The sequence below is a fragment of the Micromonospora sp. M71_S20 genome (genome assembly GCF_003664255.1).
GTDB lineage: Bacteria > Actinomycetota > Actinomycetes > Mycobacteriales > Micromonosporaceae > Micromonospora.
This window is the reverse complement of record NZ_RCCV01000002.1, coordinates 98630-116350: the sequence shown is the minus strand read 5'-3', so window position 1 is coordinate 116350 and position 17721 is coordinate 98630. Positions and strand designations below refer to the sequence as shown.

Genomic DNA, 17721 nt, shown 5'->3' with positions numbered 1-17721 from the left:
AGGTGCGCGGCTGTCCACCGCCGGGCGGGATGTGTGCCCCCAACCCTCCACGTCCCGCCCGGCCCCTCGGTACCGCAGCTGTTCGGTCACCGGAGGACCGCAGCGATGACGAACGGATACAGCGGAGCGATGAGGCCGGCCACCACGCCGATCGTCCAGCGTCGCGCCGTCCGCTGCTCCCGCGCCGCCTGGGTGTGCATCTCCTCGTGCGCGCTGAGGTCGCCGCGCAGCCTCGCCACCTCCAGCCGCAGGGCCTCCACGCCGCGTGAGCCGTGCTCGTCCAGGCGGTCAACCCGGCCGCTGATGCGGTCGACGTCGGCGGCCAGCTCCGCTCGAGCTTCGGCGATCAGCCGTTCGGCGCGCGTGGCCACCTCGTCGACGCGTCTGTCGAGGCGGTCGACTTCCCTCCAGAGCAAGAAGCTGCCTCCTGCGTCGCCGCCCGGCGGTCGGGCGTCGGATGGGGTCGTCACGGCGCCAGGCGGCGGGCCAGCTCGCCGAGCACCTGCGGCATGGTGACGCCACTGGCGGGGTTGGGCGTTTCCTGGCCGCCGTGTGCCTGCGCCACCTTGACCAGCAGGCGGGAGTAGTGGATGCCGCCGAAGTAGCGGCCGTCCGGCCCGCCGCAGGCGGCCTTAACGGCGGCCGCGGTCTTGGCGCCGTAGCCGCCGTCGACGGCACCCACGTCGTAGCCGGCGGCCTCCAGGGTGTACTGCAGGGCCTTGACGTGCTCCCCGCTGTCGCCGTACTTGAGTCCGATCATGTCGTCTCCCAGGGTGGTCAGGCCGCTCCCGCCGCCGGCGACAGTCAGGCCGATGCTGGTCAGGTAGCGGCGGAACAGGGGCGTCTGGTCCCGGTTCGCCTTGATCGAGTCGCGGAAGAAGCTGAAGTGGGTGTGCCACAGGTGCGAGCTGTCGCCGCTGGTCCGCTTGCGCAGGCGGTCCCACCGTCGGACGACCTTGCCGTCCGGGGAGTAGATGATCTCCCGAATGTCGCGGCTGTCCGGGGTGCCGGCGACGCACTGCGCGACGCACCAGGTGGAGAAGGTGCGCAGGTTGTGCGTACGGCCACCGGCGCGGACCTCGAAGAGGCCGACGTCGAGGGCCGCCGCGTCGAGGGTCAGGCCGGCGGAGTCCCGGGGCGACTCGACGACGGAGTAGTCCCGCGTCACGACCCGGTCGGATCCGCAGTGGTAGCCGCCCCGGTGGGCGGGGTCGCCGACGATGCCAACCTCGGCGGGTTCGAGGTCCTGACCGCGGACCGCGTCCGGGTCGATGTTGAGGTGGTCGAGCAACAGGCGGCGAACCGCCAGCAGATTTTGCGGTGCGCGCGTCATAGCTCAGCCATCCAATGCACAGGGACGTTGGTGAAGGTCTGCGCAGTGCGCGCCAGGTCTGTGACGTTGATCCACAGTTGGAACCCGGTAGCGGTGATGTTGATGGGCCGGGCCTCGAACTGTGCGGTGGTCCCCAGGTTGGAGGTGATCTCGACCCACACCCGTGGCGGCGCCGAGAACGGCTCCGCGAATACCACGCTGTGGCTGGTGTTGCTGGTGCCGGTGAACGACACCAGCACTTCTCCGGACTCCCGCTCCCCGAGCCGCGCCGGGGTCAACCGCATCCCCGATTTCCAGTGCGTCACGTGTCTCCTCTCCTACAGCGCCACGATCGCGGGCTGCCAGACGTCCACCTCGGTGCCGGCCGGCCACGCCCGCTGCACCCCGCCGACGCCGCGCGCCGACAGGGTGACGAGCTGCGGCTGCTGCACCGACACGTTGTCGACTCGCACCGTGACGGTGCCGTTGGTGTTGCCCGTCATGAGGCGGGCCACGATCCCGGCCCGTGTGCCGGTCGGCAGGGCGCTATCGATGGCGGTGGCCTGCCAGATGCCCGGGTCGGGGCTGTTGCTCGGCCACACGCGGGCGCGCAGCAGGCCGCCGTTGACCTCGGCGCGGATGGCGAGCGGCACGGTGGTGGCGTGCGTCAGCCCGGTCGCTACGGACCCGAGTACGGTCACCACCCCGGATAGCCGCTTGATCAGCCGCAGCGTGATCGACGAGTCGGTTCCGACCTGCGCGTCCGCCCAGATGTAGGTGAGCGGGTCGACGTAGCGCAGCAGCAGGCCGGCGTTGATGGGCGCACCGGTCGGAGTGACGGGAACCCTGATCCACGCCCGCACGTCCTGCGTACGCGCCCCCAGGTCGGTCACGATGTGGTGCTCGACGTTGACCCCGGACACAGCGATCAAGCCCTCGGCCCCGTTGACGGTGGCTGCGGATGTCGAGCCGGACGTGATGTCGCCCCACACCCCACCCCAGCCGCTGATTGAAGTGCGGCTGAACGTGTCGACGAGGGACCTCTCGATGCTGGTCGCGGTGACCCGCTCCCCGCCGACCCTGATGTCCAGCGGCATGTCCGCTGGGTTCTCGGTCCACGGGCCGTTCGCCACAGTGGACGACAGCAGCAGTGACGTGCCGCCCTCGGCCAGGTCGGCGGCGAGCGTGGACCCGTCGGCAGCCACCCGCTGCTCGCCGCCAACCTCGCCGATCATCCACGGGGACGTCGGCACCACGTTGAGGGTGACCTGCCACGACCGGCGACCGCGGAACGTCTCCGTCGCGCCGGAGATGAGCTGGTCGACGACGCCCGGCACGTTCTGCGGCGGCGGGTTCACCACCTGCAGCCGAGACCCAGGCCGGCAAGCGCACCATGCCGCCGCCAGCTCCCGGTGGGCGGCCACGTTGAGGCTCAGGGCCGGGTAGCGGGGCTCCTGCACGGTGGTCAGCCGCAGCCGCCACGCGGCGTGGTGCGGTACCGGCGCGTCCGTGGCCAGGTTGAGGGTGGCTGAGGCCTCGATCTCGCCCTGGAGGTCGATGGACTCGGCGTCGGCCGCGACCGCCGAGGACCCGTCGACCCGCTCCACGGTCCACCGGTTGCGCAACGTCTGGTCGTCGTCGACTGGTTCGAACGGCGTGCCGAGCTGGCCGGCGGCGGCGTCGATGGTCAAGGCGACCGGCGGGTTATATCGGTCGGAGCGGGTCAGGTACCCGAGCCCGAACCCGGCCTCGTGCAGGAGTCCCCCGTCGACGGCCTCACATTCGGCAAGGAGCGTGGTGAGGGTGGCGGGCTTCTGGGGGCCCATCCGATCGACGTGCGCTGCCGGGGGCGGGGTGGTGGCCAGGGAGACGCCGGCCTCAGCGGCGACCCGGACCATCCGGTCGACGGCGGCTTCGTCGCGCCACGACCGCAGCGCCTCCGTGACCCGCACGCCGTACGCGTCGAGGTACGACTCGCGGCGGATCGGCACGGTGGCGGTGGGCCACACCGCGATGTGCCCAGCCGGCATGTCGCCGGTCGAGGTGGTGGCCGTCGGGTTGACGGTCACGAGCGTGACGCCGCCGAGGGTGCCGCCGAACGTTGCCCCCGCTGTCGTCGCCCCGCGATACATGGTCACCGTGACCGTGCCGGCCACCACGGAGGCACTCACGGCGTAGCTGGCATACACGCCCGACGCGTTGCCGAGGTCGATGAGGGTGGTCGCCACGCCAGCGGGTGTGTACGCCACGACCTGCGTGCGGGACGTCGTCGTGACCCGGAGCTGCCACCGGGTGTAGGTGCCGCCGGCCGTGGTCCACTCGCACACGATCATGTCGGCGGCCAGGGTCGGCGCGGACACGAGAGCGGCGACGTGCACGGTCCACGGCCCGCCGGCGGTGGCGGCGGTTGCGGCGGCGGGCACCTGCGCGGACAGGCTGCCGCCGGCCTTGAGGTCCGCCAGGGCGGTCGTGCCGTAGATCGTGGTGTTGCCGGTGAAGCTGACGTAGTCGGCGACCGGCTTGAACTCCACCGTGCCGGTGACGGCCAGGGCCGACCCGCCGGCCGTTGCCGACCCGGCCTGGCTGGCGAGCTGCCCGTCCTCCCCGGGCCAGTAGGCGACCGGTCGGGTGGCGGTGATGGTGCGGCGCAGCGGTGACAGCTCGGGCGGGTTGCCGCGGGCGAACCGGCCCAGCACCCCGACGGCCTCGATCTTGGCCAAGGCCATCAGCGGCGATGCGCCCGGCAAGGTCAGCGGCCACTTCCGGACGTAGCCGCTGAACCGGTTGCGCCAACCGCCCCCGTCTCCCAGGTTGATGTCGTAGCTGATGGGCGTCCACTTCCGCACGTGCGGCCAGTACGGCGACAAGGGATGCCCGGCGGTGAAGCGGCCGTCGTGGTTCTTCAGGGTCAGGCCGAGCGTCGACGTCTCCGGCTGCTCGGCGCCCGACGAGCGCCCCCACCCGATCGTGACGTCATCGTTGACGTGCCACCAGGCGGTGACGTCCGTCCACGTCCAGGTGGCCGGGTCGGCGGCGATGGACGCGCCGAACGCGATTCGGATGCGCACCAGCAGGCTGTCCCCGTCGGTGTACGCCACTTCGCCCCCTACGTGTTGCTGCCGATAACGCGCTGCACGTCGCCGCCCCGGGTGGCCACCTGCTCGCGCAGCACCAGCACCAGGTCCCCGCCCCGGATCCGGAACTCGCCGCTGATCAGCAGCCGCAGCAGGCCGGCCATGGCCGATCCGGACGCGAGCGGCTGCACGGTGGCCCCGCGGCCGAGGTGCACCAGCTCGGGGCCGCGCTCACCGACCAGGGCCATGCCGGAGCCGAGAATGTGGCCGCCCTTGGCGAGCATCGGGATGTTCGGCGTGGACAGCGTGACGCTGGGGATGCCGATGCCCATGATCGAGCCGCCGCCGATGGTCAGGCTGAAGTTGTTCCAGCGGCGGATCATCCAGTTCAGGGCGTTGCGGAAGCCGTCCTTCAGTGGCGTGAACATCGAGCGCAGCTTGCCGGCCATCCGGCCCGGCAGCCCGGTCATGAACCGGTTGAAGGCGATCGCCTTGTCGATGACCCACTGGAACACGGCCTTGCCGAGGTTGCCGACCTTCGTCCAGGTGCCGGAGAACAGGGCCCACCACGCCTTGGCCCCGTCGACCAGCAGGCCGATGAGCCACTTCCAGCCGCCGACGATCCAGTTGATCACGAATTCGACGACCGCCTTGCCGGCGGTCCAGACCGCGTCCCAGATCGTCTGGAAGAACTGGGTCTGTGTCGCGAGGTAGATGATGCCGGCGACCAGGGCGAGTACGCCCACGACGATCCACGTGATCGGCGAGGTCCAGAGCGCGAGGTTGAGGACGGTCTGCACGACGGCCCAGACCTTCATCACGCCGACGATCAGTGCGATCGCGCCGGCCAGCACGCCGAGACCGGTCGCCAGCGGGCCCACCCAGCCGGAGTTCTTCGACAGCCACCCGAAGGTGGCCTCGATGTACGGGACGGCGGCGGCGAGCTTCTCCACGAGGGCGGCCTGGGCCTGCCGCTTGAAGGCCTCCAGCTTCTGGCTGGCGGTCTGCTCCAGGGCGTCCCCGGCCCGACCGGCGGCGCCGCCCACCTTGCCGAGGGAGGCTGCGGCGGTGTCCAGGTCGAGCGCGCCGAGAGCACCCTGCAGGTCTTCGGCCTTCGTCCCGAACAGGGCCACGGCGGCGGCTTCCCGCTCGGTGGGGTCCTTCATCGCCTGGATCCGCTCCAGCACGGTGCCGAGAGCGTCCCGGGCGGCCGGGCCACCCTTGGCGAAGATCGCGGTCATCTTCTCGGCGTTCATGCCAATCGCCTTGAAGCCCTCGGCGCTGCTCTTCGACCCGTCCGCCGCCCGGATCGCGAACTCCTTCAGCGCGTCGGCCACGGTGTCGAGGTCCCGCGCGCCGGCCTGGACACCCTGATTCATCAGGCCCATCGCGTCCGCCCCGGACAGACCGAGCTTGCGGAACTGGGTGCTGTACTCCGACATCGAGTCGAGCAGGTCTCCGGCCTGGTCGCCGCTGGCCTGGAAGCCGCGGGTGATGAGGTCCAGGGCCTCCTCGGCGTTCTTCGCCAGGCCGTTGCGGACCATCTGCCCAGCGGCCCGGGCTGCCTGCGTCACGTCCAGGTCGAAGACTTGCGCCAGCGTCTGGGCCTTGACGGTGATGTCCTCGATGATCGCCGCGTCGGCGCCCTTCGGCAGGAGCCCGGACTGCATCACCGCCCGGGCGGCGAGCATGGCGTCTGCCGCGCTCTCGCCGAAGCCGCGACCGTAGACGCGGCCGGCGACCTCGCCGAGCTGCTTGGCGAGGACCGGGTCGCCGACCTGCGCGGCCAGCTTCGCGCGGGCCGCGTCGAGCTGGAGGCCGCCGAGGAGGCCGGCGCCGATGCCAGCTGCGAGAGCGGCACCGACGGCCGGACCGTACGCGCGGGCACGCTGCCCGGCCTGCTCCAGCTTGCCCCGAGCGGCCTTCAGCGTGCGGTCGAGGGCGGTGTCATCCGCGCGCAGGTAGGTGACCAGTTCGCCGAGCTTGAGCGCCACGACGGCCCTCCCTCCGGGCTCAGGCCCGGGGTGCGCCCGGGATGTTGGGTGTTTCCGGCTCCGGAGCGAGCGCCCGATACAGGCGCGTGTCGGCGGAGAGCAGGCCGGTAATCCGGACCTCCAGCCACCGCCACGACCGGCGGCGCATCAGCCCGCGGTTCTCCACGTCGACGCCGTACACGTCGTGCAGGTCGGCCTCGATGAGCCGCCAGTGGGTCAGGAGCGTCTCCCACGAGACCGCCTCGCCCGACCGCTCCCGCCGGACGTCTTCGGGGACCTCGTACCACTCGTAGAGGCCGGTGTGCGGGTCCCGTTCGCCCCGCCCGTACTGGTCTGCCCAGCGGCAGCGGCCCGACGCTCCTTGCGGTTCGTCGGGCCCAGGGCTTCCGGGTGGCCACCGGAGGTCCAGAACCGTTCGGCGGCTTCCTCGCCGCCGATGATCCACAGGTAGGCGGTCTGCCCCGAGAACTGGATGTAGGGGTCCTCCACACCGTCGGCCGCCATCTGCTGGTAGACGGGGCCGAGGACCCGCTCGGGCAGGCTGACGTCGCCGCCGCCGGGCAGCTCGGGCAGCGCGTCGATGCGCTCAACAGCGGCCTGCATGTCGGCCTCGGTGGAGGCCCCGTGCACGTCGCCGGTGATCTGCGCGATGCGACGGCACCAGAGCCCCAGCTCCGCGCTGGCCAGGGGCACGGTGTACTCCTTGCCCTTGACGGTCAGCGTGAGTCCGGGGCTCCAGTACTCGTCGAGGTCGCCGAACTTCTTGGCCATCAGGCGTACGTGTAGTTGTCGGCGTCGACGTTCGGGCTGGTGCCGTCGGGCGTGGTCACGGACACCTGGACGGTGCCGGCGGCGCCGGCCGGGGCGACCGCCACCAGGTGCGAGTCCGACACGACGGTGACGTCCTCGGCCGGGTTCGCGCCGAAGTCCACGTCGGTCGCGCCGGTCAGGTGGGTGCCGTAGACGTTGACGAGGTTCCCGCCGGCCGTCGGGCCGCCGGCCGGCGCAAGTCCTGTCACCGCCGGCGTCAGGTCGCCAGCCGGGTTGGTCACTTCGGCGTCGAGCGGGCCCTGGCCCTGGATGACGAGGGAGACGGTGTCCTGGGCGCCCCCGTTGCCGCCGTCCGGGGACCACTGCTTGACGTAGGCGCGTCCCTCCCAAGCGTCGCCGACGCCGTTGCGGTCGTACCAGCGCACTCCGAACTCGCCCAGGCGCACGTTGCCCTTGGCGGCCTGGAACTTGGTCTGGAGGAAGGCATGTACCGGGTCCAGGCTGGTGCCGGCCGCATTGGTCGAGTGGAGGATCTTCACCTCCAGCCGCCAGTTGTAGCCGGTGACGGACTCGCGGGCCGCGCCGTCGTCCTCGTACGCCTCGTCGGATTCGGTGCGCAGCTCGTCGACGGGCTTCAGTTCCTGGATGCCCATCAGCCGCTGGTAGTTGCTGGCCGGGAAGGTGCCGGTGTCGATGTCGACCCGGAGTCGCCGGGCGAGCATGGTCCTGCGGTCGGTGGGGGTCGTCGCCATGACGTACTCCTCGTCGGGTCAGTCGGTTCGGTGTGCCGTGGGCCTCATGGCCTCGACGTAGTAGTTGCTGCTGGTCTCCCACCGGCCGTTCGTGTCCGCCCCGAGGGCGGCGTACGACTGCCGGTAGACCTGCACGATGGGGATGCCGCCCCAGACGAGTCCGTGAGCGCTGTCGAGCGCGTCGAAGGCGGCGTCGGCCAGGTCTTCGACCACGCGGGGGTCCTTCGTGCCCCGGCAGCGGATCTGGACGCCCTGCCTGATGTCGGCCATTCCGGGTGGGGAGGCGACGACGTAGGGGGCGAGGGTGATGATCCGGTCCGGGCTGGTGGGGATGCCGCGGATGACGATGCCGACCTCGCTGGCCTGGTAGACGCCTGAGGCCCGGTAGATGCCGATGCCGGCCGCCTGGAGGTGCTCGGCGAGGCCGGCCAGGAGTCGGGACGTCCACCCGTCGCCAGCGGCCATCAGGAGCCGCCCAAGGGCTTGCGGGAGGACTTCGCGATCAGGGCCAGCATGACGTCGCGTTCGGTGCCCATCGGCTCCTCCAGATACTTCGCTTGCCGCCCGTCGTCGTGCCGCAGGGTCATGTCCTCGTGCTGCCGGACGGCGTACGGCCGGTCGAAGCTGACCGCGACCGCGCCGGAGCCGCGATCCGAGCTGACCTCGCCGGAGCGCTCCAGGTCGCCCTCCTCATGCGGGGCGAGCCCAGAGGCCACCTGGAGCAGGTGCTCGGCGGCCACCTCGGTGCCATCGAACGACGCGTCCTGCATCAGGGCGAGCACCTTGTCGCCGTCCCAGTCGAGACGAAACTCGTCGGCCATGGCGTCACTCCAGGGAGAGCTCGACGTGCTCGGGCAGGCCGAGGCCGTGGTCCTCCATAACGCTGACCGCGAGCACCTTGGCGGTGCGGTTGGTCCAGGGCAGGGTGACCAGGGACCCGGGCGGGGCGACCGTGGCCATCGGCGCGAACACCGTGGTCGAGGAGACACCCTCAGCGCCCTCGGCGTCCTGGGTCTGCACGACGACCCGGCGGGTGGTGTCGTCGACGACGCACGGGCCCACGTCGACGGGGGCCGCGTGGACGTCGCCGTACGCGCCGGAGCCCTCGTACGCCTGCACCTGGATGGTCCGCGGCGCCGGGATGTGCAGCTCGATGAACTCCTCCCACGTCACGGCTCACCTGCTCTGCGGGCCGTGGCCGGTCAGCCCGGCCGCCTGGAGGATCGTCCACGCCTGCTCCCAGAGGCCGCCGATCTTGGCCGGGGTGTCGTCGGCGGAGGCGGCCTGCACGGTGATGCGGCCGATGCTGAAGCCGCCCCGACGGCGGGTGCCGCTGCCGGTGACGTCGCCGTGGTCGAAGCCGGCGGCGATCTGTTCCAGGGTCGCCTCCCGCAGCGCGGTGACGACGTCTTGGTCCTCGGGGTCGTAGACGGCGCACAGCAGCGCCCGGTCCACATCCCTCGACGCCCGGTCGAGTAGCTGCTGTGCGTTGACCGGGGTCCGGCCGAGCTTCTCGGTGAGCTGCTCGATGGTCGCGTACGCCACGTGCCCTCCCTGGGCGGGATTGGCGGGGACGGCCGGAGGTGACCCGACCGCCCCCACGACTCACTCGGGCCGCGGCCCGTACTGCTCGCGCAGCTCGTCACGCTTCATGGCCCGCACCTCGGCCTCGTCGAGGTCGGGGCGAGTGGCGATGACCCAGTCCGCCCACGCCTCCTGAGAGGCGTTGCCGGCCGGCGGCTCCTTGGCGTCGTCGGCCAGCTGCTGGTCGCCGAGCTCGGCCGTGGCCTGCGGCACCGGTCGCCGCTCCAGGAAGACCTTCTCCGCAGCGGTGGTCTCCCGCCGCTGCTGCTCGTCGGTGTCGCTGATGACCACCTCGGAGCCGTCCTCGGTCCGTTCGAAGCGGCCCACCGGTCCCGGCACGATCGGGCCCGGGCCGCTGACGGCGTGGATGCCGGGCGAGACGACCTGGGCGCCGTGCGGGTTCGCCCGGCCGGCGTTGGTCGGCGGGAGGAAGTCCTCCGGCCGCGGATCCACGGCGGCGTCCCGCAGGGCCGAGCCGACCAGAGTGGTGCCGTGCTCGCGCGGGTCCGGCGGCTCCGGGTCCTCCGGCGTCACCGGTTCGGCGTCGTCGATGCCGAACCCCTTCCGCTTGAAGTAGGCGATCAGGGCCGGGTTGTCCGTCTCGGCCTGTCCGTCCTCGAAGCGCAGCCCCTGCGGGCCGTCCCCAGTGAAGCCCTCCACGGGGCTCGTGACCCGGGCCATCGCTCAGGCCACCTTGATGCCGCGGAGCACCGCGGCGGCCTTGGTCGCCTTCAGGGCGACGCCCACGGGCCCCATCTCGACCTCGCCGGTCTTGACGGCACCGGGGGTAGTGAAGTCGGGGAGGAACTGCTGGACCAGCTGGCCGCCGACGGTGGAGATGCCGGTGAACCCGTCCAGGCCGATCCGGACCGCGTAGATGTCGGTCAGGCCGGCGGCGGTCGGGATGACCGGGTCGGACGTGCCGGGCTTCTCGCCGAGGTCGATGAGCGGAATGCCCCGCCAGGTGGTGATGGTCTGGCCGAACGCGTCCAGCGTGCCGAGCTGGGAGACGAAGTCGGCGATGGTCTCCAGTGCGGCGAGCGCGTCCCCGTTCATCAGGAACGCCGACGGGCGGCCGTCGAGCTTGGCGTGCAGCCTGCGCAGGAACTTCAGCGCGGCCACGCCGGTCGCCTGCGAGTTGACGGCCGACCAGTCGTAGCCGGTGCCGGCAGCGGCGTCGATCTCGGTCGAGCTGCCGGTGAGGGCCTTGTCGAGGCCGTCGAAGGACTGCGCGTCCACGGCGGAGTCGCCGTTGATCACGGCGTCCTGGAACTTTGAGCGAGCGGCCTTGATCTTCTGCGACATCTGGAGGGCGACCTCGCCCGACAGGGCGGGGCCGACCTTCGCGAGGACGCGGTCGATCTGGAACGAACCACCGAGGACCTTCAGGTCCGTGGTGTACCGCTGGCGGGTCACCTCGGTCGGCACGTACTCGCTGTTGATCGCGCGGAACGCGGCGGTGGGCTGGGTGACCAGCCGGGTGTAGCCGTAGGTCAGCGTGGCGCCGCCGCCGGCCGGGTTGACCACGTCGTCGAAGACCATGTTGTCCAGCAGCCACGAGGACTTGCGGAACTCGTCGATGACCTGGAGGTCGATGTCGTCCTGGGTGTTGAGCTTGGCCTGGGCCAGGGTTACGGGCATGGGTCAGCCTCTTCGGTGTCAGCCGCCGAGCTTGGCTGCTACGGCGTCGTGGAGGGTCTTGGGCTTGCTCTTGTCGCCACCCCCGCCGGTGTGGTCCGCGCCCTGCTTGCCGGGCCCTTGGCCGGCGGTGGTCGCGGCGAGCTTCGGGTTGGCCTTCACCGCGGTCTTGATCGCGGCGGTGACCTTGTCACCGAAGTCGGCGGCGTCGGGGTCCAGCTCGGCGACCGAGCTGAGGAAGCCGCGGCTGTCGAGGACGGCGTCCGGGTCGGCGCCGGCCTTGCCTGCGCGCTTGTAGACGGCCAGCTCCACGGCGGTGTCGCGGGCCCGGGCGACCGCCTTGTCCCGCTCGGCGGCAGCGGCCTTGAGCTGCTCGGCGGGGTCGGTCTTGCCGTCCGGGGTGAGGCCTGCGGCCTGGAGAATCGCGGCGACGCGCTCCTCGGCGGCCTTCTTCTCGGCCTTGGCCTTCTTCTCGCCCTCGCGGGCGGCGGCCAGGGCGCGCTCGTGGCGCTCCTTGTCGAACTCCCCGACGATCTTCGGGGTCTTGCCGTCGCCGTCTTGGCCGGCGTCACCGCTGTCCTGACCTCCGTCGGAGCCGTCACCCCCGTCGGAGCCGCCACCGTCGCCCTCGCCGGAGCCACCCGCGACGACGCGGATCGGCAGGCCGTTGCGCCGGTACCCGAGGACCTTGCCTGGGATGACGTGGTGGCCGGTGAGGGGGTTGATGAAGCCGGGCGTGATGGCGGTCGGCAGGGTGTTGGGGTCCACGGGGGTGCCTCCTTGAGGCGGGTCGTGTGTCGGATTGGTGACCGGCGGTCCTTGCCGCTGGCCTGTACCGTGCCCGGGTCACCTACTGGGAGGTATCGATGAGGGCACGTCACATCTGGGTGGTCGCGGTGCTGGCCGTCGGGTTGGCCGGTTGCGGTGAGGAGAAGCCATCGATACCGGACCCGACGACCGGCGGCGCGCAGCAGGTGATTGACGCCATCGCGCCGAAGTGGCCGGTGCCCAATCCCCGCGACACGTCCGACGGCTGTAAAGCAAAGGACGGGGACAGCGGGGTGGGCTGCACGTCGCGGGTCACCACGGACGCAGTAACCGTCACCGAGTACGCCGATCAGGCCGCCGCCAAGCAGGCCGCCAGCACGCTCGCCAAGGTGGGCGATGCCCGTCCGGCTGGCCGGTACGTGCTGTCCTGGGCGGCCGGTGAGCAGGATCTGACCGACGATGACGCCAGGGCGGACATGGTCCGCATCGCCGAGGCTCAGTCCTCCTGAGCGTCCGCGTCTGGCTCGGGTAGCTCCAGCTCGACGCGGTAGTCCATGGTGATCCGGTCGGCGGCGGCCTCGCGGTCGTCGCCCTGGTCCTGCTCGGGCTGCGTCACCGGACCACCTCCGCCACGATCTGCCGGCCCGGGCCGGGCCCCGTGTCGGACACTACGCGCAGTGTCAGCCCGCGCTCCAGCAGCAGCTCCGACTCGTACTCGGTGCCGGAGAGCTGGAGTGCGCCGGTGCCGCGCGGCACCCGGATGGTGAGCACCGCACCGGAGCGGGCGAACTCCTCGGCGACCGCGCGGGCCGCCGTGCTGGAGACGTAGGCGTGCTCCGTCCACCTGGCGCCGGCGGGCAGGGCACGGCCGGCGGCCGGGCCGAACACCGCGAGCGGGTCGGCGATGCCCCGATGGACGAGCACGTCGGCGGTCAGGCGGGACTTCCGTATCGCCCGGTCGAGCTGCTTCGTAGCGTCCCGGAAGAACTCGAAGGCGAAGCCGGTCGGCAGTCGGCCGCCTGCGCGCCTGAGCGCCCCGTTGAGGTTGGCGTACAGGCTGCCCCGGTACTGGTAGACCGCGTCGCGCTCGTCGGCGGTGAGCTGCCGCTGGGCGGCGTCGGAGCGGACGTTGATCGGGGCGGCGTCCAGGGCGGCCCGTCCGGAGGCCGGCGTCGGCCGGGCCGGCGGGGCGCTGGCCGTGGTCGGCTTCGGCGGGGTGTTTCCGGCGCCGATCTGCTCCCGGTACGGCAGGCGCTTCAGCTCGGGGTTCGCGGCGAGGTGGTCACGCATCGTGCCCTGCCACGCCTTGACCTTCGCCGCAGCGGTCGCCTTGCCCACGTCGTCCAGGGCGCCGGCCTCCCGCTCCTTCCACTTCCGGATCTGCCGCTCAATCTCGCGTTGCCGCTCCTTGGCCTCGTACCCCTGCGGGTTGGCCGTCGGACGGGCCGGTCGCTTCGTCGCGCCGGGCAGGTACGCGCGCAGGGAGTGCGTGCAGTTCGGGTGCTGGAGGCCTGCCGCGCGGGCCTCGTCGACGGTGCCGGCGATGTCCACGGTGACTGTGCCGGCGCCGACCATGCTGCGCAGTTCCACCCGCCCGCGCTGCCCGCCGCCAATGGAGAGCACCTTGCCCTCCCACGGCCGGCAGCGCTCGCACTCGCGCGGGCTGTCGGACACGATGACGGTGTCCACGCCGAGGGTGCTCAACCGGTCCGTCTGGCCCTGTACGGCGGCCCGCTGGGTGACCGTGCGGGCGCCCATCTCGACGTACGAGGAGAGCCGCCACCGCCGGCCGCCGGAGTCGACGAACGACGTCACGCCCTGGTCGATGAACCGCTGATAGGCCCACTGGCTGGCCTGCCTGCGGGTCATGCCGCCCGCCACCGACACGGCGGTCGCTTGCGCGATCACCTGCCGGTAGACGTCCGTCACCCGCCGCAGCACCGCGCTGTGCTTCGCTTCGATGTCGGTCACCAGAGCGCTGGCGAGGTTCTCCGCCACCGCGATCCGCGGTACGGTCCCCGCCGCCCTGGCCAGGTCCGGAGCATCTCGCAGTAGCGAGGCGGGCAGGTCCCGGGTGGCGATGCCCTGACCGGACCGGTACGCGGCGGCGAGCATCTCGTGGATCAGGTCCGGGGCGCGGCCGGCAACCAGGGTCAGCACCCGCTCGACGGCCTGTCGCAGCGACCCGAGCGCGGCGAGGCGGGTCACTGCCCAGTCCGGAGCGTCCTGCCCGGCGGCGAGGCGGCGGGTGACCTCGGCGAGGATCGCCTGCTCGGCACCCCGGTACAGGTCGACCGTGCTTCGGCTGGCCTGCTCGATCTGGTCGCCGGTGAGGGCCATCTACTACTACTCCTCGGCCGGCGGTTCCTCGGCGTCCTGGCCGGCGTCGTCGGTGGGCGGCGGGCTGTTCCCGGCGAGGGCGCCTAGGGCCCCGCCCACCTCTACCGTCGGCGGGGCGTCGCCCTTGATCCGGGCCACCTCCTCGCGGACCTGGATGTCGTCCCAGTCGGGGTGCACCCAGCGGACCCGGGTCTCGATGCTGACGGCTTCGGCGGCGTGCAGGAGCTGGAGGGTCCGGGCCATCGTCTCCGGGCTCTCCGACACCGAGTCGCCGAACTCGACGTTGACCTTCACCGGCTCCGGGCGACTACCGCCGAGCTGCTGCCGCTTGGCGTACTCCAGCTCCAAGAGCAGCTCGATCGCGTCGGCGAGGGCCGGCCGCCACGTCTGGATCCGGTTACCCCGGGTCGTGAAGGACTGCCGCTCCCGCGCCTGGACCTCAGTGGCGGTGACCGCCACGTCGCCCTCCTCGCCAAGGGTCTGCGAGGACAGGCCAGCGTGCCGCAACGCAGTCTCCACGATCGCATCGGCGGTCGCCTTGTGCTGCTCGTGACGGATCAGGAACTGGTTGAGGGTGATGCCCTGGTCAGGGCCCTGCTTGTTGGGTGCCATGCGGAGGGCAGTGAACACCTCGCGGTCGGCGTCGAACACCGCCCCGTTGCCGGCGCCGAGGGACTCCAGCATGTACTCCGGGGCCAGGATCCGGGTCCGGGCGAGCCGCACGTCCCGCAGCCAGGACGTCCACGTGTCGTCGAGGGCGTCGAACCACTGCTCGTTGCCGTCGAAGTCGGAGCGGCCGAAGTACTTCAGGCCGGGCGACGCGCGCCAGAGCCGCTGCGGGCCGGCGTTCGGCACCCGAACCACGTCGAGCCGGTTGAGGCCGGTCGCCTGGGCGCCGTCCTCGTCGACCAGCTCGGCGAGGTACGCGGCGGAGGCGTGATCGGTGAGCGGCACCGCCCGGCCGAGCCGGTCCTTCGTGCCCTCGTGGAGGGCGTACACGATCCGGCCTGCCCCGTTGACGACGTCGTGGTGCTCCAGGAGCCGGATGTGGGTGTCGCCGTCGACGAGCAGCTCGGACCAGAAGGTGACCTCGACGAGCCGGCCCCAGCGGATCAGGGGCAGTGCCCCGTCGGCGTGCACGGCGGTCAGGAAGGCCCGGTCGGGGAGCACGTCGGTGTCGATGACCGGGCGGAGGTAGACGTCGCCGAGCGCCGAGTCCGCTTCGGCGGCGTGCAGCAGCATGGTGGCGAAGCCGTCCTCGACGAGCTGCTCCAGGCGCTCCATGACCCCGGCGTCCTCGTGGTCCAGCTTCGGCGGCTCGGAGAAGAGCAGGTTGGCGGAGGTCGCGGCGAGGTCGGCAGGGAGGGGAACGTGGAGGCGGCCGTCGCGCTGGCCGACCGGGGCGGGTGCGCCCCACAGCCAGCGGGACACCATGCCGAGCAGGCCGCCGGCGGTTTGCCCGGGCCGGAGGATCGTGGCGGAGGTGGTCCGGCCGGCGTAGACCTTGCGGAGGCGGTCCGGATCGCCGGCGTACCAGGCGTCCCAGTCGCGGTAGGCGTCGTAGGCGGGCTGATAAGCGGGCGGCGGCCAGGCGCCATCGGTCGGGATCGGCACCGGGCCTCCTTCATCATGCTGCGAGGTCGAGCGCTCCCCGGACCAGGGGTCGCCAGAGCACCTCGGGGGTCTTGATCGCGTACCGGCCAGCGTCCAGCGAGTGGTCACCGGCCTTGACCGGCTTGTCCTCTCCGAGGAGGGCGGCTTTCTCGTCCCACACGTAGCCGGGGACCTCCTCGATCCAGCCGGTGCAGGACTCGTGGACGTAGAGCAGGCCCTCGGCGAGGAGCGACGCGATGAGCCGGATGCCGTCGAGGACGTCGTTGTCGGCGTTGGTCGGCAACAGCCCGTCCCGGAAGAGCTGGGTGGAGAAGCTGGCGGCCGAGGGGTCGACGCAGATCCAGTCGGGGCGGATGCTCAGCTTGTCCAGCCAGGCGCGCAGCCGGGCGGAATACTCGGCGTCGGTGAGGCTGCGCTGCTGCTTCTTGCTGTCCCAGCGCCATTCGCGGGCGAGGTACAGGTGTCCGTCGACGCCGACGCCCAGGAGGAGGCCGGCGAACGGGTTGACGGTGCCGTAGTCGACGCCCAGCGAGATCCATCGGGTGATGCCGGGGAGCTGCTTGACCACGTGCTTCGCCGGGTCCCAGCTCTCGTAGACGGTGCCCTCGGCGATGCACCACTCGCCGAGGATGTTCCGCCGGTAGTACAGGCCCCGGTACTGCCTCCGGTACCGGTCCTTCACCTTCTGGCTCAGCACCGGGTTGTCGTCGAGCAGGAACTTCAGCACGTACCAGTCGCCGGCCAGGTCCCCACCCGGGCGGGCCCGCTCGATGCCCTCGGTCATCAGCCAGTGGCGGGGGTTGTCCGGGTTGGTGTTGCCGAAGATCTGGCTGCCGTCGACGGAGCAGCGGCCGAGGAGCTGCTCGTGGAACGACCTCGGCATCAGCGACCACTCGTCGACGTACGCGCCCCGGCACGTCATACCGCGGAGCCGGTTCTCGCTGCGCTCGTCGTTGAAGGTGATGACCTCCACCTGCGTGCCGAGGATCGTCGCGGTCGGCGCGCCCCGGGTGTAGCTGGTGGCCTTCGCCAGCGGCCCGAACAGCACCGGGTCGCGGAGCGGGTTGAAGATGTTCCGGACCGCCGTGTCGTACGTCTTGGCGGTGACGACCAGGTCCCCGCTCTTCGGGGTCTTCGGGTCGGCGAGGTACATCAGCCAACGCAGCAGCCCAGAGGCAGTCTTCCCGGACCGGATGGCGCCCTCGGCGAGGTTGACGAATAAGTCGCTCTCGCAGACGTACTCGATCTGCTTCTCCGACAGGGGCAGGCCGCGGATGTCGATGCCGGTCACGGCGTGCTGCTCTTGCGGGCGTCGATGAGGGCCTGCCGCAGGTCGGTGAGCATGCTCTTCTCGGACTCGTTGCCGGTGGCCTTGTCGTACTCGGCCAGCTTCAGCGCGGTCGCGGCGAGGGCCTGGATGGCGGTGGCGATGTTCCGCTTGTCGGCGAACGGCGGCTCTTCCAGGGTGGTCGAGTTGTAGTCGTTCTCCTTGCCGCCGAAGTTGTAGACGAGGGCGGGCTGGAACATCTGGCCCATGAGCTTGTGCGCAGCCTCCAGGGCGTCGAGCTGGAGCTGTGCGCGGCGTGCGGCGCCGTCGGCTTTCTTCGCCTCGGTGGCCTTCGCGGTCGCGCCCTTCCGGTCGAAGGAGAGGCCCTGCTCGGCGGCGAGGCGGGAGACGGTGCGCTCGCCGCGGCCGATTTCGCGGGCGATGGCGTTGCGGCCGAGGCCCTGGGCGTGCAGCTCGCGGACGCGGTCGTAGTCGGCCTGGGTAACCGGGTTGGGGTGTCGGGGCATGGGGTCACTCCGTCCCGGCGCCTTGTCCGGTCAGGGGTCGGCGGCAAGCTCGACGTGGGTTAGGGCAAGGCCGCGCGCAC

At 71.6% G+C, this 17721-nt stretch carries 20 protein-coding genes; 1 reads left to right on the top strand and 19 read right to left on the bottom strand.

Features of this window, described 5'->3' with window-relative positions; all coding sequences use genetic code 11:
• Positions 1-86 precede the first annotated feature (86 nt).
• Genes DER29_RS21365 through DER29_RS21295 form a run of 15 tightly spaced genes read right to left on the bottom strand, consistent with a single transcriptional unit; the run spans position 87 to position 11893 of the window.
• On the bottom strand, positions 87-416 hold the full coding sequence (locus tag DER29_RS21365; RefSeq protein ID WP_121399477.1) for a hypothetical protein: 330 nt from the start codon (positions 414-416) through the stop codon (positions 87-89).
• A gap of 50 nt (positions 417-466) precedes the next feature.
• Positions 467-1333, bottom strand: a complete 867-nt coding sequence (locus DER29_RS21360) for a peptidoglycan-binding protein (protein WP_121399476.1) — start codon at positions 1331-1333, stop codon at positions 467-469.
• Positions 1330-1638: an H-type lectin domain-containing protein gene (locus DER29_RS21355; RefSeq protein ID WP_121399475.1), complete on the bottom strand. Its 309-nt coding sequence runs from the start codon at positions 1636-1638 to the stop codon at positions 1330-1332. The genes DER29_RS21360 and DER29_RS21355 overlap by 4 nt, the downstream gene beginning before the upstream one ends.
• A gap of 12 nt (positions 1639-1650) precedes the next feature.
• A complete protein-coding gene (locus DER29_RS21350) occupies positions 1651-4410 on the bottom strand; it encodes a hypothetical protein (protein WP_121399474.1) in 2760 nt (919 codons plus the stop codon).
• Between the two features lie 8 nt (positions 4411-4418).
• Positions 4419-6380: a phage tail tape measure protein gene (locus DER29_RS21345; protein WP_121399473.1), complete on the bottom strand. Its 1962-nt coding sequence runs from the start codon at positions 6378-6380 to the stop codon at positions 4419-4421.
• A 19-nt stretch (positions 6381-6399) separates the two neighbouring features.
• Positions 6400-6600 carry a hypothetical protein gene (locus DER29_RS21340; protein WP_121400095.1) on the bottom strand — a complete coding sequence of 67 codons (201 nt, stop codon included), beginning with the start codon at positions 6598-6600 and terminating at the stop codon, positions 6400-6402.
• Entirely contained in the window at positions 6597-7151 is a 555-nt protein-coding gene (locus DER29_RS21335) for a hypothetical protein (RefSeq protein WP_121399472.1), read from the bottom strand. Before DER29_RS21335 ends, DER29_RS21340 begins: the two co-directional genes overlap by 4 nt.
• A complete protein-coding gene (locus DER29_RS21330) occupies positions 7151-7903 on the bottom strand; it encodes a phage tail tube protein (RefSeq protein ID WP_121399471.1) in 753 nt (250 codons plus the stop codon). The genes DER29_RS21335 and DER29_RS21330 overlap by 1 nt, the downstream gene beginning before the upstream one ends.
• 18 nt (positions 7904-7921) lie before the next feature.
• Positions 7922-8368, bottom strand: coding sequence for a minor capsid protein (locus tag DER29_RS21325; RefSeq protein WP_121399470.1), 447 nt, complete (start codon positions 8366-8368; stop codon positions 7922-7924).
• Positions 8368-8724 carry a hypothetical protein gene (locus DER29_RS21320; protein ID WP_121399469.1) on the bottom strand — a complete coding sequence of 119 codons (357 nt, stop codon included), beginning with the start codon at positions 8722-8724 and terminating at the stop codon, positions 8368-8370. The genes DER29_RS21325 and DER29_RS21320 overlap by 1 nt, the downstream gene beginning before the upstream one ends.
• Before the next feature lie 4 nt (positions 8725-8728).
• Entirely contained in the window at positions 8729-9076 is a 348-nt protein-coding gene (locus DER29_RS21315) for a hypothetical protein (protein WP_121399468.1), read from the bottom strand.
• 3 nt (positions 9077-9079) lie between these two features.
• Positions 9080-9448, bottom strand: a complete 369-nt coding sequence (locus DER29_RS21310; RefSeq protein WP_121399467.1) for a hypothetical protein — start codon at positions 9446-9448, stop codon at positions 9080-9082.
• 60 nt (positions 9449-9508) lie between these two features.
• Positions 9509-10168, bottom strand: a complete 660-nt coding sequence (locus tag DER29_RS21305; protein WP_121399466.1) for a hypothetical protein — start codon at positions 10166-10168, stop codon at positions 9509-9511.
• A gap of 3 nt (positions 10169-10171) precedes the next feature.
• Positions 10172-11128, bottom strand: coding sequence for a major capsid protein (locus DER29_RS21300; protein WP_121399465.1), 957 nt, complete (start codon positions 11126-11128; stop codon positions 10172-10174).
• Between the two features lie 18 nt (positions 11129-11146).
• Positions 11147-11893 carry a hypothetical protein gene (locus DER29_RS21295; RefSeq protein WP_121399464.1) on the bottom strand — a complete coding sequence of 249 codons (747 nt, stop codon included), beginning with the start codon at positions 11891-11893 and terminating at the stop codon, positions 11147-11149.
• Between the two features lie 98 nt (positions 11894-11991).
• On the opposite strand from DER29_RS21295, the gene DER29_RS21290 reads away from it, so the two are divergent.
• Positions 11992-12402, top strand: a complete 411-nt coding sequence (locus tag DER29_RS21290; protein WP_148710096.1) for a hypothetical protein — start codon at positions 11992-11994, stop codon at positions 12400-12402.
• A 103-nt stretch (positions 12403-12505) separates the two neighbouring features.
• On the opposite strand, the gene DER29_RS21285 is transcribed toward DER29_RS21290, so the two are convergent.
• From DER29_RS21285 to DER29_RS21270, 4 genes are read right to left on the bottom strand one after another with little or no spacing between them, the layout of a single operon-like run.
• The gene (locus DER29_RS21285) at positions 12506-14233 is read right to left on the bottom strand and encodes a phage minor capsid protein (protein WP_121399462.1); all 1728 of its coding nucleotides are present in this window, start codon (positions 14231-14233) and stop codon (positions 12506-12508) included.
• A gap of 6 nt (positions 14234-14239) precedes the next feature.
• Positions 14240-15847: a phage capsid protein gene (locus DER29_RS21280; RefSeq protein WP_121399461.1), complete on the bottom strand. Its 1608-nt coding sequence runs from the start codon at positions 15845-15847 to the stop codon at positions 14240-14242.
• Positions 15848-15860: 13 nt separating this feature from the next.
• Complete coding sequence (locus tag DER29_RS21275; protein ID WP_233600094.1) at positions 15861-17138, bottom strand: PBSX family phage terminase large subunit; 1278 nt, start codon at positions 17136-17138, stop codon at positions 15861-15863.
• Positions 17135-17641: a helix-turn-helix domain-containing protein gene (locus tag DER29_RS21270; protein ID WP_121399460.1), complete on the bottom strand. Its 507-nt coding sequence runs from the start codon at positions 17639-17641 to the stop codon at positions 17135-17137. The genes DER29_RS21275 and DER29_RS21270 overlap by 4 nt, the downstream gene beginning before the upstream one ends.
• Between the last annotated feature and the right edge of the window lie 80 nt (positions 17642-17721).

Bases quoted from the DNA above. Each gene is read 5' to 3' on its own strand.
- DER29_RS21320 (WP_121399469.1), bottom strand. From the start codon at position 8,724: ATGGCCGACGAGTTTCGTCTCGACTGGGACGGCGACAAGGTGCTCGCC.
- DER29_RS21300 (WP_121399465.1), bottom strand. From the start codon at position 11,128: ATGCCCGTAACCCTGGCCCAGGCCAAGCTCAACACCCAGGACGACATC.
- DER29_RS21335 (WP_121399472.1), bottom strand. From the start codon at position 7,151: ATGGCCAAGAAGTTCGGCGACCTCGACGAGTACTGGAGCCCCGGACTC.
- DER29_RS21325 (WP_121399470.1), bottom strand. From the start codon at position 8,368: ATGGCCGCTGGCGACGGGTGGACGTCCCGACTCCTGGCCGGCCTCGCC.
- DER29_RS21270 (WP_121399460.1), bottom strand. From the start codon at position 17,641: ATGCCCCGACACCCCAACCCGGTTACCCAGGCCGACTACGACCGCGTC.
- DER29_RS21290 (WP_148710096.1), top strand. From the start codon at position 11,992: ATGAGGGCACGTCACATCTGGGTGGTCGCGGTGCTGGCCGTCGGGTTG.
- DER29_RS21285 (WP_121399462.1), bottom strand. From the start codon at position 14,233: ATGGCCCTCACCGGCGACCAGATCGAGCAGGCCAGCCGAAGCACGGTC.
- DER29_RS21360 (WP_121399476.1), bottom strand. From the start codon at position 1,333: ATGACGCGCGCACCGCAAAATCTGCTGGCGGTTCGCCGCCTGTTGCTC.
- DER29_RS21305 (WP_121399466.1), bottom strand. From the start codon at position 10,168: ATGGCCCGGGTCACGAGCCCCGTGGAGGGCTTCACTGGGGACGGCCCG.
- DER29_RS21330 (WP_121399471.1), bottom strand. From the start codon at position 7,903: ATGGCGACGACCCCCACCGACCGCAGGACCATGCTCGCCCGGCGACTC.